Genomic DNA, 13,585 nt, shown 5'->3' with positions numbered 1-13,585 from the left:
AGCGCTCAGCCTCGGCGGGTGAGTCGGCCGGGCGGGCCGCCCGTAACGTCGGGTCGCCGGCCAGGGCCACCCGGCCCGGCAGCGCGCGGGCCGTGGACGGCACGCTCGCCCGGCCGATGACCGGCTCCATCTGCCGGCGGAAGCGGTCCCGCTCCTGCTCCGGCACCTGGGCCGCGCTGCGGATCACGATCTCGGCGACCATGTCGTTGAGTTTCACCATGGCCGCCACCGCCGCCGGCAGCACCAGCACCGCCCACCAGGTCACCAGCTCGGCGAGGGCGAGCAGCACGGCCAGCGCAACGGCGCCCTCGAAGAAGAGGAAGCAGAGCACCCCGCCGGGGTTGACGAAACGCAGCCCGAGGACCCGGGCGTAGAGCGGCCGGTACCGCTCCTCGTCCGCCGGGACCGTCGACCACGTTCGGGTCACCGGCCGCCACCCTGCCGCGCCGCGGCCACGGAGAACACCGCCCGCTCCAGCGCGTACGCCCGGTCGTCGGCGCCGCCCTTCACGGCGGCGTTGCACTCGGCGGCCGCCCGCATGGCCTCCACGAGGCCCTCCGGCGTCCAGCCCCGGCCCTGCCGCTGGGCCCGCTCGATCTTCCACGCCGGCATGCCCAGGCTGCTGGCCAGCTGGTAGGGGCTGCCCCGACCGGCCGAGGCGACCCGGGCCACGGTCCGCACACCGTCGGCGAGCGCGTCGGCGATCGGCACCGGGTCGACACCGACGTGCAGCGCCCAGCGCAGCGCCTCCAGGGCCCCGGGCACGTCGCCGACCATCGTGGCGTCGGCCACGGTGAAGCCGGTCACCTCGACCCGCCCTCGGTAGTAGCGGGACACCGTGTCCGCCCCGATCCGCCCGTCGGTGTCGGCGACGAGCTGGGAGCAGGCGGCGGCCAGCTCACGCAGGTCGGTGCCGACGGCCGCGATCAGCGTCTCGGCCGCGTCCTCGGTGCACTTCCCGCCGAGGCGGCGGATCTCGTCCCGGACGAAGGCGACCCGCTCCCGGTGGCCCTTGAGCTTCGCCGCCGGCACCACGGTCGCGCCCGCGGATCGCAGCCCGTCGGCGAACGCCTTGCCCTTGGCCCCGCCCAGGTGCAGCACGACGAGCTGCACCTCCGGGTCGGGGTTCTTCGCATAGCTGAGCAGGGCGGTGACCAGGTCCTTGCGGGCGTCCTGCCCGGAGCGGAGCACGAGCACCCGATGCCCGCCGAACAGCGACGGGCTGAGCATCTCGGCGATCTCCCCCACCGCCAGCGAGCCGGCCTGGTATTCCCGGACGTCCACATCCGGGTCGACGCTGCGGGCCCGGGCGACGGCTTCGGAGACGGCGCGCGTGGCGAGCAGCTCCTCGTCGCCGAGAACGAGCAGAATAGGGGGCAGGCTGGCGGGGGTCACGTCGCCCATATTCGCACGGCCTCCGACCGGATCGTGCCTGGTCATCGAGGACTGTGACGGCAGAGCCCGCAGTCAGCGCAAATCCCGACAATCGAGTCGATCTACCAGCTATACCAACAAGCTCCCTCGATCGTCGGGGTTTATCCCGAAGCGTTCTCACGGTCGCCGCCCGGGACCGGTCCCCCGGGCCACCACCGCCAGTCCAGCGCCGCTGTGGACGGCCGCGACGTCGCCGTCGGTGTCGGTGCGCAGCACCCGCGCTCCGGCCCGGGTCAGCCGGTCCAGCAGGCCCGGGTTGGGGTGCCCGTAGTCGTTGTCGGTGCCCACGCAGACCAGGGCGACCGCCGGGCGGACCGCGGCGAGGAACTCCGGATCCTGGTACGCCGACCCGTGGTGGGCCACCTTCAGCACGTCGGCCCGGATCGCCGCGGCCGGCACCGTCTCCAGCAGCGCCCGCTGCTCCTCGGTCTCCGCGTCGCCGGGCAGCAGGATCCGCACCCCGTGCACCGTGGCCGCCAGCACCAGGGAGTTGTTGTTCGGGTCCGACCGGCTACCGCGCATGGGGTACGGCGGCCCGACGGCGACCAGCTCGACCGCCCCGGCCCGCCACCGCCAGCCCGCCGACACCGGTGCCAGCACGCTCCCGCCCCGGCGCGCCGTGTCGCGTACCTGGGCGACCCCGTAGGGCGGCTCGGACCACTGCGGGGTCGCCACCGCCGCCACCCGCCGGCCCCGGAACACCCCGGCGATCCCGCCGACGTGGTCGGCGTGGAAGTGGCTGACCACCAGCAGCGACACCTCGCGTACGCCGAGCCGGCGCAGGCAACCGTCCACCCCGGACGGTTCCGGGCCCGCGTCGACGACCACCGCCCGGCCGGCGGCGACCGGCAGCACCACGGCGTCCCCCTGCCCCACGGCGCACGCCACGATCACCCAGCCCGGCGGTGGCCAGCCGGCCGCGAGCAGCCGGACGGGCAGGGTGCCGAGCACCACCGCGACCACGACGACCGCGACCAGCCGCCGGAGCACCGGGCGCCGGACCGCCACCAGCAGCGCCACGCTGACGGCGGCCAGCAGCAGGGCACCGGTCACCCCGCCCGGCCACGGCAGCGTCCCGGCCGGCAACCGGGCTCCCTGCGCGGCCACCGTCACCAGCCAGCGGGCCGGCCAGCTCGCCAACCAGGCGGCGAACTCGGCGCCGGCCGGCCAGACCGGTGACAGGACCGCGGCCGTCACGCCCAGCACGGTGGCGGGCGCGACCACCGGCACGGCCAGCAGGTTCGCCGGCACGGCGACCAGGCTCACCGTCCCGGAGAGCCCCGCGATCACCGGACCGCAGGCGAGCTGTGCGGCCGCCGGCACGGCCAGCGCCTCGGCCGCCCCGGGCGGTACGCCCCGCCGGCGCAGCGCGTCCCGCCAGCCGGGGGCGAGCAGCAGCAGTCCACCGGTGGCACAGACCGAGAGCGCGAACCCGGGGTCGCCGGCCAGCTCCGGGTCGACCAGCACCAGCACGGTGACCGCGGCGGCCAGGGCGGGCAGCGCGGCCCGGGACCGCCCGGTGGCGAGCGCGGCCAACCCGATCGCCCCCATCGCGGCCGCACGCACCACGCTCGGCGAGGGCCGGACGAGAATCACGAACCCGACCAGGGCGAGTACGCACAGCGCGGCGGCCGTCCGCGGACCGGCCCGGGCCCAGCGGGCGAGCAGCAGCACCGCCCCGACGACGATGGCCACGTTGGACCCCGACACCGCGTTGAGATGGGTCATGCCGGTGGCCCGGAAGTCCTCCTCCACCTCCGGCGGCAGTCGGCTGGTGTCCCCCACCACGAGGCCGGGCAGCAGCCCGCCCGGCGCGTCGGGAAGCGGCGCACAGGCCCGCTGCAGCCCCGCGCGGAGCGCGCCCGCCGCCCGCTGCGCCCACGGTGCCGCGCCGTGCCGGCTCGGTGGTCCGGTGGCCGACAGCACCGCCGCCGTCAGGTCCCCGCCGCGCGGGGCCGACAACCGACCCCGGGCGGTCGCCCGCTGCCCGGGCAGCAGCGTGCGCCAGGCCGGGTCGCTGGCCAGCACGAGGCCGCGCACCGTGCCGGTGACCTGGCGGCCGGCCGGGTCGGTGAGGCGGGTCAGGTCGACGCGGACCAGCAGGGTGGCCGGACGGCCGGCGGCTCCCCGGATGGGGCGCGGGTCGTCCCGGACCACCAGCTCGGCGGTCACCAGAGGCCGGTCGCTCACGAGGGCCCGCACGGGGTCGGCGTCGCGGACCGCGAGTCGTGCGGCGGTGGCCGTGGCACCGCAGACCACTCCGAGCAGCACGGCTACCGCGATCCAGCCGTAGCGGCGGACCGGGGCCGTCGGGCGACCGATCAGGCCGCACAGGTGGGCGCCGGTGAGGAGCGCCAGGGCGGCGGCAACGGCGGCCAGCCAGGCGCTCGCCCTCGCGGTGGAATGCAGGCCGGCAAGGGCGGCGAGCCAGGCGGCCACGGCCAGCCCGGCCAGCCGCAGGTCGGGGCCGCTTTCCGTCACCACACCCCCGTCGACCGGCGATCCTGCCTGGCCAGCCGGACCAGCAACGGCGGCCGGATGCTCTCCTCCGGCGAGGACGGCCGCCGCCTGGCTGTCCGCCGCCCGGTTGTCGCGCCGCACGCGTCCGGCTGCCATGCCGGGCGGGCCGGCGACGTGGCGGGGCGGCTCGATGGTGTTCACACCGTCACCAGGTCCTTGAGCTGTTCGTACCGGGCGTCGCCGATGCCGTCGACCTGGCGCAGGTCGGAGACCGACCGGAACCCGCCGTGCTGGTCGCGGTGGTCGAGGATCCGCTGGGCGAGCACCGGACCCACGCCGGGCAGCGCGTCGAGCTGGGCCAGGGTGGCGGTGTTCAGGTTGACGGGACCACCTCCCGGCGCCGTGCCCCCGGCCGCCGTCCCGGGCGGGGCGGCCTGGCCGGGCGGGGCCGTGACGCCGACCAGGATCAGCTCGCCGTCGGTGACCTTGCGGGCCGGATTGAGCAGGGCGACGTCCACGCCGGGCAGCGCGCCGCCGGCCGCCTCGATTGCGTCGGCCACGCGTGCGCCCGCCGGAAGGCGGACGAGGCCGGGCCGGCGGACCTTGCCGGCCAGCGCGATCACCACCTGACCGGTGGAGCCGGTGGGCGCGGGCGCGGAGGTCTCCGGTGCGCTGACCGCCGCTACCGGGCGGACCGGCTCGGCGTGCGGCCGGGAGCGCCAGGCCCAGACTCCCGCTACCAGGACCACCACGGCGGCCACCACGGCGAGGGCGCGCACACCGCGCCGGCCGGGGTCGAAGGCACCCGGACCGGGCAGCCGGGACGCCAGCGAGCGCTGCCGGCCATCGCCCGCCTCGGCCAGGTTCGACGACGGCCACGTCTCGCCGGCTCCCGCGTCCAGACCCGCGGGGTCCAGGCCCACGGTGTCCATGCCCACCGGGTCCGGGTCGGGCGTCCGACCCGCCGCACGCTTTGGGGCCGAAGCCGGACCGAACGACTGCGGGCTGAGAGGCGATGGCACCGGCTGCTCGAACGCTGCTCGGAGTCCGGACGGCGACATGGCGTCCGGCTCCCGCAGGTCGGGATTTGAAGGCATGACCCCGGAGCGCCGCGTGGCGCCGCTTGCGGCAGCGGAGCGGCTGACCGGTTCGAACAGCCGGAAGAGGCGCCGCCGTACTGTTGTCTCCTCGTCCTCTGGCACGACTCAGGACGCTAGGGCGGAGCACCGAACCCGGGCCGCACCGCGACCCTCGGCTGTGGACAGAAGAGCAGACTGTGGACAGGCCCCTGACCTTGCCCGGACCGTGCTAGTGGGCCGGCCCCCTTGGCCCCTGCCCGATCCTCCTCACCCAGGCAGGGGCCACACGACATCAGCGCGGCACGGCGACCTTGTGCTTCTTGGTGAACAGCCAGGCGCAGAACCACACCGGCAGCCAGAGGCCGCAGGTGAACAGCGAGATCAGCGCATGCATCCCGTGCCGGGTGCCGCCAGTCTTGACCACCTTCCACTCCTGCGGAGGCGTCTGCTGCGGGTAGCCCTGGGGGACCTGCTGCGGGTAACCGTGCGGGGCCTGCTGCGGGTAACCCTGGGGGGCCTGCTGCGGTGGGTACGGCTGGTGCTGAGGGTCGTTGATCGTCATGTCGATCATGCTGTCAGTACGCAATACAACTTTCCACGACGCAACGACTTTCAAGTCGTTCGGCCAGGGACCGAGGCACGGAGAGCCGCCCTTGATCGACAAGAGGTACGCACGCTTCATCGGAAGGTCCGACAAGTTCCGTCGCCAGGGGTGAGAAACAACCCGACAAGCAGGATCGGGAGAGGTCAGCGGGGGATGGCGGGACAGCTCCCTGGCGAAGCCGCGTACGGGCCGAGGCCGGACCGCCGCCACCGAAGCCCGTCGGTGACCGCGGCTGGGGCGTCGAAGCTGGATAGGTGTCCGACGCCCGGATCAGCACGATCCGGGCGCTGGGCGTGCCCGGGCGACGTCCGGCTTCTCCGAGCGGGCGGCCGCGACCAGGCAGGTCGACGGCCGCGATCGGGAACTCGGCGGCGAGGGCGGGCAGCTGCGGCTGCCGCTGGCCGCGGGCAGACGGATGAGGTGCCCACTTCCGAGGGGCAAGATGCGGCAGCAGACCTGTACGCGAGAGCTGAGCTTGCCCGGTGGGCGGGAGGCGGAACGGGCCAACGGCTGATCGACGAGCGCCGTCATCATCCCGTTCAGGGTGGGTCGGTGCGTCAGGAGATCGTGACCACGCCAACCCCGAGCGGGCCGCGAACGTCGAGCAGAGCGGCCCGAGCGTTCCTGACCATGCCAAGAGCCTGCAGCCTCTCGTCCCAGCAGTGACGCCGCTGGTCCTCGTCCGAGTAGCTGAGGCAGTCCTCCGAGAGCACCTTTCCGGCGTACTCCTCGATCTTGGCCAACCGCTGTTCCTGCCAGACGGCCCGTGTGGTGTCCGACGCGTCCGGCACGCGAATGGGCCTCGGTCCCGCAGTCGCGGTCGCCGGTCCCGCAGTCGCCGTCGCCGGTCCGGGTCGAGTGAGCACGTCCGGCAATGCGGTGACTACAGTGTTCGTCACCCCGCAGACCCCAGCCACGAGGGCGGCCACCACAGCACCGACCATCGAGATGAGAGCGTTACTGCGGGAACCCTTCGCCTGGATCTCCGCGCTCGCGAGGATCGCTTGGCCATTGATGAGGGCTGCCTGCACCTCTGGCTCGATACTGCGCTTCTTGTTGCGCCGACTCATTCCGTCCCTCCCGACCTGCAAGGGTCGCACGAGCCGACATCGTTGGTCGCCATTTCGCCACGCCGTGTCTGCCGTCACACACCCGCTTGATCATCGAGTTGCAGCACACAGAATAGAGGAGCGTCCATTGGAGAAATCGACTTCGGATGCCACAGCGCGCACCTCGACCCGATGACCGGCGAGGGGCTGTTGGTGCTCCCCCGGGTCGCCGACGACATCGAGCCCGTGGCCGACATGGTCAGCCTGCACGCTGCCGACTGGGATTACGCCATCGGGAATCTCGGCCGGCGAGGCCGGGGGCCGAGCGAGGATGACGGCGGCGACCTGGTCCACGTCGGCACGACGGTCGACGGGCACGGTGCTTATCGGAGCCGTCACCGACAGCAGCCGGGCCGGCTCTCTGATAAGCGGTCCGGCTACCTGATCAGGGGTCGGTGGCCGGACCTGCGCTTGCTGGAGGTGGTCATGATCGAGCGGGAAGCGCACCAGTCCGAGTGAATCCCTGAGCTGGCGAAGCGAATCATCCGGTGGCATTGGATCCTGGGCCACTGCGAGCGATGCCGGGATCAGGCTGGAGTGCGGGGCGCTGAGGTGGGCTCGGAACCGGATCAACGCACGCCGCATGGCCGACAACGACCCGACCGGTACTGAGCGGTTTGCCGCGCCGCGACTCCGCGGCGAGGGCGGGCAGTTGCGGCTGCCGCTGGCCGCGGACGAAACGGATACCGCGCACCAGGACATGGCATCCACAGTGCTCAGTGCGCCTCCGGGTCCAGGCCGAGCGCCGCCCGGCCGCCGTCGACCGGCAGGGTCACGCCGTTGACGAAGGACGCCCCTGCCGACAGCAGGAAGGCGACCACGTCGGCGACCTCCCCGGTACGCCCGATCCGGCCCACCGGGTGCAGTCGGGCCAGTTCCGCCTCGACCTTCTCCGCCTCATCCGAGTCCAGGCCGGTCAGGAACGCGGCGTGCCGCTCGGTGTGGATCGAGCCGAGCGCGACCGCGTTGGTGCGGATCCCCCGGCCGCCGTAGTCCACGGCGAGGGCCCGGGTCAGCCCCTCGACGGCGGCCTTGGCGCTGGCGTACGGCAGGGCGCCCGGCACCGCCCGGCGGGCCTGGTGGGACGAGACGTTGACGATCGCCCCACCGGTTCCGGCGGCGAGGAACCGGCGTACGGCGGTGCCGGCGCCGACCACGGCGGGGCGCAGGTTGGCGACGATCAGGTCGAACACCTCCCCCGCCGGCGCGCGGTGCAGGGCGGCGTCCCGGAACACGGCGGCGTTGTTGACCCAGCCGGCGAGCGGGGCGGCCGCCTCGGCGAGGTCGGCGGCCCGCGCGGTGACGTCCTCGTCGGCGGCGTCGCCGGCCACGGCCCGCAGCCGGTCGGCGGCCGGGTGCCCAACCACCCAGTCCAGCGCGGCCTCGTCCCGCTCGACGACGACCACCGTGCCGCCGTCGGCCGCCAGCCGCTCGACGATCGCCCGCCCGACGCCCCGCCCGCCCCCGGTGACCACAAAGGACCGTAAGCTCATCCGTCCCTCCAACGCGCGGCGATCTTGGCGGGTTGACGTTCGACAGGAACGGAAACTTTCCAAGATCGGAAAAACCGCCACCCGGCGACCGGCCGAGCCACGGCGGCGGACACGGTCACGGGCGCCGGTGGAGGACGACGCAGGCCAGGCCGGGTCCGGCGTGCGCCGCGATCACCGCGCCCGCCTCCGAGACGTACGTGTGGTGCAGCCGGTCCCCCAGCCGCTCGGTCAGCGCCACCAGCAACTGTTCGGCGCGCTCCGGCGCGGCCAGATGGTGCACGGCGAGGTCGACCTCGGCGTCACCGGCCGCCTCGACGGCCAGGTCGACCAGGCGGGCCACGCCCCGGCTGGCGGTGCGGACCTTGTCCCGCACCACGATCGCCCCGTCCGGCATGTGCATGATCGGCTTGACCGAGAGGGCGGTGCCGAGCAGGGCCTCGGCCGCGTTGATCCGGCCGCCCCGGCGGAGGAATTCCAGCGTGTCGACGTAGAAGAAGATGGTGGTGCGGTCGACGGCGTCGAGCGCTGCCTGGCGTACCCCGGTGAGGTCCGCGCCTCCGGCGGCGGCCGCGGCGGCGGCGAGCACCGGGAAGCCGAGGCCCATGCCGGTGGAGCGGCTGTCGACCACGGTGACCCGGTCGTCGCCGACCTCGGCGGCGGCCAGCCGGGCCGCCTCCACGGTGCCGGAGAGTTCGGCGGAGAGGTGCACGGAGACGACCCCGTCGGCGCCGGCGGCGAGCTGCTCCCGGTAGACCTGCGCGAACTGTTCCGGGGCGGGCCGCGAGGTGCTGACCGTGACCCGCCGGCCGCTGAGCGCGCGGGTGGCGTCCTCGGGGAACGTCTCGATGCCTTCGAGCCCTTCGGCGCCGTTGAGCACGACGGTCAGCGGGACGACGGTGAGCCGGTGCGCGCGGACCAGCTCGGGCGGCAGGTAGGCGGTGGAGTCGGTGACGACCGCGACGGGCATGCCCGGCACGCTAGCCGATGTCACGGCGGCGCGCCGGGGCCGAACGGCTCAGACCGCGTCGGTGAGGGCGGGCTGGGTGATCAGCCCGACGTTGTGTGCCCGCAGGTGCCAGCCGCGGACGTCGTCGTGACGCAGCTCGGTCCAGTGGCAGTTGGCCAGCGACCCGAGGCTGCGCAGCACCGTGTGGTCCCAGCCGAGCAGGTGGCCGACGCCCTGCCGGGCGCCGCCGCCGTGGGTGGTGACCACCACGGTGCCGCCGGTGGCCAGGTCGGCCGCGTCCTGGAACGCGGCGCCGAGCCGCCGGCCCAGGTCGTCGAGGCTTTCGATGCCGGCGCCGGGGTCGGGGTCGCCGGCCCGCCAGCGGGCGTACTCGTCGGGGAAGCGCTCGGCGACCTCGGTGAGGGCGAGGCCCTGCCACTGGCCGAAGTGCCGCTCGCGCAGCCGGGCGTCGGAGCGGACCGGCAGGCCGGTCAGCGCGGCGAGCGCGGCGGCGGTGTCGGCGGCCCGGCGCAGGTCACTGGCGACGACGGCGTCGGGGCGCAGCGCGGCCAGCACGGGCGCGGCGACCCGGGCCTGCTCCCGGCCGAGGTCGTTGAGCGGCACGTCGGTCTGCCCCTGGACCCGGCCAGCGGCGTTCCAGTCGGTGTTGCCGTGCCGCCAGATGATCAGACGGGTCATTCCGCGGCGGCGCTGCGGGCGGCCGAGTCGGCGAGGTCCCGGTCCACGAACGGGATCTGCGGGCAGTCCTTCCAGAGTCGGTCGAGGGCGTAGAACTCGCGCTCCTCGGTGTGCTGCACGTGGACCACGATGTCGACGTAGTCGAGCAGCACCCAGCGGCCACCCCGCTCGCCCTCGCGGCGAACCGGCTTGGCCTTCTCCGGCAGCTCCAGCAGGCGCTCCTCGATGGCGTCGACGATGGCGAGCACCTGACGCTCGTTGGGAGCGGCGGCCAGCAGGAACGCGTCGGTGATCGCGAGTTGGTCGCCCACGTCGATGATGACGATGTCCTGCGCCTTCTTGTCGGCCGCGGCCTGGGCGGCGGCCATCGCCAGCTCGTGAGCGCGTTCCGAAACTGTCACCGTTCTCCTTCGATCAACCGTGCGACCCTCCAAGCCTCTCACACCCGGGCGGGAGACGAGTTGTGAGTTCTGGTCGATTACGCGGACAAAGGCGAACATTCCGGGCGGATTCAGCGCTGGTAGAGCCGCCGTTTGGCGATGTACTGCACCACACCGTCGGGCACCAGATACCAGACCGGCTCACCCCGGGCCACCCGCGCCCGGCAGTCGGTCGAGGAGATGGCCATGGCGGGGACCTGCACCAGGCTCACCGTGTCGGCAGGCAGGTGCTTGTCGGTCAGTTCGAAGCCCGGCCGGGTCACCCCGATGAAGTGGGCCAGCTCGAACATCCGGTCCACTTCCTTCCAGGACAGGATGCGTTCCAGGGCGTCCGCGCCGGTGATGAAGAAGAGCTGCACCTTCGGGCCGTACTCGTCGTGCAGGTCCTGGAGGGTGTCGACCGTGTAGGTGGGGCCACCCCGGTCGATGTCGACGCGGCTCACCTGGAAGCGGGGGTTCGACGCCGTGGCGATCACGGTCATGAGGTAGCGGTCCTCGGGCGAGCTGACCGGTTCGTCCGCCTTCTGCCAGGGCTGCCCGGTGGGGACGAAGACCACCTCGTCCAGGCCGAACCGGTCCGCGACCTCGCTGGCGGCCACCAGGTGCCCGTGGTGGATGGGGTCGAAGGTGCCGCCCATGATCCCGATTCGCCGGATGTCTTCCTCCACCCCGCGATCGTAGGCCGGGCCGCACCGGCGGTCCGGCGGGCCCGCCCGGCGTCCCACGGACCGCGCCGGGCGGGTGTGACACCCCGCCCGGCGCGGTCACCGGGTCAGGCTCCCGCGGCGGCCACCGCGGTCCTGGCGACCAGGGCGCGGCGCAGGTCGTCGTCGAGGTCGACGACCCGCCGGCGCAGCCCCGGCGTGAGGTCGTCGCGGGCCAGCAGCGCCGCGGCCATTTCCCGGGTGGTCTGGGCGACGGCGTAACGGGGGAAGGCCAGGGCGGCGACCCGGTCGGCCGTCCAGGGGGTACGCAGCCGCGCGGCCGCCGGCATGTCGGCGAAGTACCGCTCGACGTAGCCGGCGGTCAGCTCTGCCTGCTCGGGCTGCCAGAAGCCCTCCGCGGTCGCCTCCACGAGGCGGTTGGACAGGTCGGTGTTGCGGGTGACGATCTCCCAGGCGGCCCGCTTGGCGTCGGCGTGGGGCAGCGCGGCCCGGCAGCTCGCGGCCCGCTCGGCCCCGGTGGCGCTGCGGTCGGCGGCCGCCTCGGCGGCGATCTCGGGCTCGCCGGCCGCGCCGAGCACCACGAGCCGGTGCAGCAGCGCCCACCGCAGGTCGGCGTCGACCGCCAGCCCCTCCGGCGCACCCTCGCCGGCCAGCCAGGCGGCGACCAGCCCGGTGTCGGTGGTGGCGCCGATCAGGCCCCGGGCCGCGGCGAGTTGCAGCGAGCCGCCGGCCGGGGCGCCGGCCAGCAGGGTGGCGCAGGCCCCGGCGACGCGGAGCAGGGCCGCGTCACGGGCCAGCGGATCCAGGTAGCGGTCGACCAGGTTGCGGCTGAGGCTCAGCACGTCCTCCGCGATGATCACCTCGGTCTCGGTCGGCAGCGCCGCCTCGATGAGCGCGACGACCGAGGTCACCGGCCGTTCCCCGTCGGTGGCCGCGTCCAGCGCCTCGCCCCAGAGCAGCGCCCGGGCCAGCGGGTCGGCCAGCCCCGGGAGCACCATGGGCACCGCGTCCGCCGAGGCGGGGTCGAGCCGGATCTTGGCGAACGTGAGGTCGCCGGCGTTGGGCAGCAGCAGGCCGGTGGCCGGCTGCCCGACCAGCTCGGCCAGCACGGTGCGGCCCCCGCCGGCAGCCGGGTCGAGGTCGACCTCGAAGCCGTGCACCGGGGCGTCCGGGGCGTGGCGGGCCACGCCGATGCGGTGCGGGCGCAGCACCGGATGGGTCTCCGGCGCGGTCTGCACCACCGCCGCCTCACTCCACCGGCCGTCGGCGTCGACCGCGGTCTCCATCCGCAGCGTGTTGACCTGCGGCCGGCGCAGCCAGCGCTCGGCCCAGTCGCCCAGGTCGCGACCGCTGGCGGCGCTGAGGCTTTCCAGCAGGTCGGCGAGCGTGGCGTTGCCGAACCGGTGCTTGGCGAAGTGCGCGTTCAGGCCGGCCAGGAAGGGCTCGTCGCCGACCCAGGCCACCAGCTGGCGCAGCACGCTGGCGCCCTTGGCGTAGGAGATGCCGTCGAAGTTGAGCAGCGCCTGGTCGGAGTCGGCCACCTCCTCGGGGGCCACCGGGTGGGTGGAGGGGCGCTGGTCGGCCGCGTAGCCCCACGCCTTGCGGCGCATGGCGAACGTGGTCCACGCCCCGGTGAAGCGGGTGGCCTCGGCGGTGACCCGGGTGCCCAGGTATTCCGCGAAGGACTCGTTGAGCCAGAGGTCGTCCCACCAGCGCATGGTGACCAGGTCGCCGAACCACATGTGCGCCATCTCGTGCGCGATGGTGGTGGCCCGCAGCTCCCGCTGGCTGTCGGTCACCGCCGAGCGGAAGATGTAGTCGTCGCGCAGGGTCACCAGGCCCGGGTTCTCCATGGCGCCGGCGTTGAACTCGGGGACGAACGCCTGGTCGTACTTGCCGAACGGGTAGCGCTCGGCGAAGAGCTGGTGGAACCGGTCGAGGCACTGCTTCGTGACGGTGAAGATCTCGTCGGCGTCGGCGTCCAGGTGCGCGCCGAGGGACCTGCGGCAGTAGACGGCGAGCGGGATGCCGTCGTGCTCGTCCTGCCGGACGTGCCAGGGGCCGGCGATCAGCGAGACGAAGTACGTCGCCAGCGGCGCGGTGGGCGCGAACTCCCAGCGCCCCGGCGCCGGCCGGTCGGCGACCTGGCCGTTGGCGGCCACCGTCCACTCCGGCGGGGCGGTCACCGCGAGCGTCACCGGGGCCTTGAGGTCGGGCTGGTCGAACGCGGCGAAGATGCGCTGCACGTCGTCCAGGAAGGACATGGCGTAGAGGTAGGTCTCGCCGTCGGCCGGGTCGACGAAGCGGTGCATCCCCTCGCCGGTGTTCGAGTAGGCCATCTCGGCGCTGACCGTCAGCGTGTTGGTCGCGGCCAGCCCGGTCAGCGGCAGGCGGTTGTCGTCGAGCAGGGCCGGGTCGAGGTCCCGGTCGTTGAGGCGTGCCCCCAGCAGCCGCAGGGGTTTCACCTCGGCGAAGGTCCCGGTGCCGGGGGTCGCCCGGAACCGGATGGTGACGGTGGAGCGGAACCGCTCGGCGTCGCCGGTCAGGTCGAGGTCCACCTGGTAGGACTCGACGGTAATCAACGCGCCACGCGCGGTCGCCTCTACACGGGTCAGGCTCGGCATCCGCTTATCCTGCCCGATGGGGCCCGAGCGGG

At 74.1% G+C, this 13,585-nt stretch carries 13 protein-coding genes; 1 reads left to right on the top strand and 12 read right to left on the bottom strand.

The features are described 5' to 3' along the window. From F8274_RS13165 to F8274_RS13140, 6 genes are all read right to left on the bottom strand, one after another. A partial coding sequence (locus F8274_RS13165) for a hypothetical protein (RefSeq protein WP_225853764.1) occupies positions 1-427 on the bottom strand: 427 nt, incomplete at its 3' end. Beyond that, entirely contained in the window at positions 424-1,404 is a 981-nt protein-coding gene (holA, locus tag F8274_RS13160) for a DNA polymerase III subunit delta (RefSeq protein ID WP_151462584.1), read from the bottom strand. The genes F8274_RS13165 and holA, both read right to left, overlap by 4 nt. A gap of 147 nt (positions 1,405-1,551) precedes the next feature. Further along, positions 1,552-4,050, bottom strand: a complete 2,499-nt coding sequence (locus tag F8274_RS13155) for a ComEC/Rec2 family competence protein (RefSeq protein WP_151462588.1) — start codon at positions 4,048-4,050, stop codon at positions 1,552-1,554. A 41-nt stretch (positions 4,051-4,091) separates the two neighbouring features. After that, positions 4,092-5,096 carry a helix-hairpin-helix domain-containing protein gene (locus tag F8274_RS13150; protein ID WP_370518227.1) on the bottom strand — a complete coding sequence of 335 codons (1,005 nt, stop codon included), beginning with the start codon at positions 5,094-5,096 and terminating at the stop codon, positions 4,092-4,094. Between the two features lie 169 nt (positions 5,097-5,265). Beyond that, positions 5,266-5,535, bottom strand: coding sequence for a hypothetical protein (locus tag F8274_RS13145; RefSeq protein ID WP_151462583.1), 270 nt, complete (start codon positions 5,533-5,535; stop codon positions 5,266-5,268). A gap of 599 nt (positions 5,536-6,134) precedes the next feature. Then, positions 6,135-6,647: a hypothetical protein gene (locus tag F8274_RS13140; protein ID WP_151462582.1), complete on the bottom strand. Its 513-nt coding sequence runs from the start codon at positions 6,645-6,647 to the stop codon at positions 6,135-6,137. Positions 6,648-6,818: 171 nt separating this feature from the next. Between F8274_RS13140 and F8274_RS13135 the strand changes: the two genes are divergently transcribed. Next, complete coding sequence (locus tag F8274_RS13135) at positions 6,819-7,145, top strand: hypothetical protein (RefSeq protein ID WP_151462581.1); 327 nt, start codon at positions 6,819-6,821, stop codon at positions 7,143-7,145. Positions 7,146-7,402: 257 nt separating this feature from the next. On the opposite strand, the gene F8274_RS13130 is transcribed toward F8274_RS13135, so the two are convergent. From F8274_RS13130 to pepN, 6 genes are all read right to left on the bottom strand, one after another. After that, positions 7,403-8,179, bottom strand: a complete 777-nt coding sequence (locus F8274_RS13130; protein ID WP_151462580.1) for an SDR family NAD(P)-dependent oxidoreductase — start codon at positions 8,177-8,179, stop codon at positions 7,403-7,405. Between the two features lie 115 nt (positions 8,180-8,294). After that, on the bottom strand, positions 8,295-9,146 hold the full coding sequence (locus tag F8274_RS13125; RefSeq protein ID WP_151462579.1) for a DegV family protein: 852 nt from the start codon (positions 9,144-9,146) through the stop codon (positions 8,295-8,297). Positions 9,147-9,194: 48 nt separating this feature from the next. Next, the gene (locus F8274_RS13120) at positions 9,195-9,824 is read right to left on the bottom strand and encodes a histidine phosphatase family protein (RefSeq protein ID WP_151462578.1); all 630 of its coding nucleotides are present in this window, start codon (positions 9,822-9,824) and stop codon (positions 9,195-9,197) included. Then, on the bottom strand, positions 9,821-10,225 hold the full coding sequence (gene rsfS / locus F8274_RS13115; RefSeq protein WP_151462577.1) for a ribosome silencing factor: 405 nt from the start codon (positions 10,223-10,225) through the stop codon (positions 9,821-9,823). Before rsfS ends, F8274_RS13120 begins: the two co-directional genes overlap by 4 nt. 110 nt (positions 10,226-10,335) lie before the next feature. Continuing rightward, a complete protein-coding gene (gene nadD / locus F8274_RS13110) occupies positions 10,336-10,932 on the bottom strand; it encodes a nicotinate-nucleotide adenylyltransferase (RefSeq protein WP_151462576.1) in 597 nt (198 codons plus the stop codon). Positions 10,933-11,036: 104 nt separating this feature from the next. Continuing rightward, the gene (gene pepN / locus F8274_RS13105) at positions 11,037-13,553 is read right to left on the bottom strand and encodes an aminopeptidase N (protein ID WP_151462575.1); all 2,517 of its coding nucleotides are present in this window, start codon (positions 13,551-13,553) and stop codon (positions 11,037-11,039) included. Positions 13,554-13,585: the final 32 nt, after the last annotated feature.

This window comes from Micromonospora sp. AMSO31t (genome assembly GCF_008868175.1).
Lineage (GTDB): Bacteria > Actinomycetota > Actinomycetes > Mycobacteriales > Micromonosporaceae > Micromonospora.
This window is presented reverse-complemented; position numbering and strand designations above follow the sequence as displayed.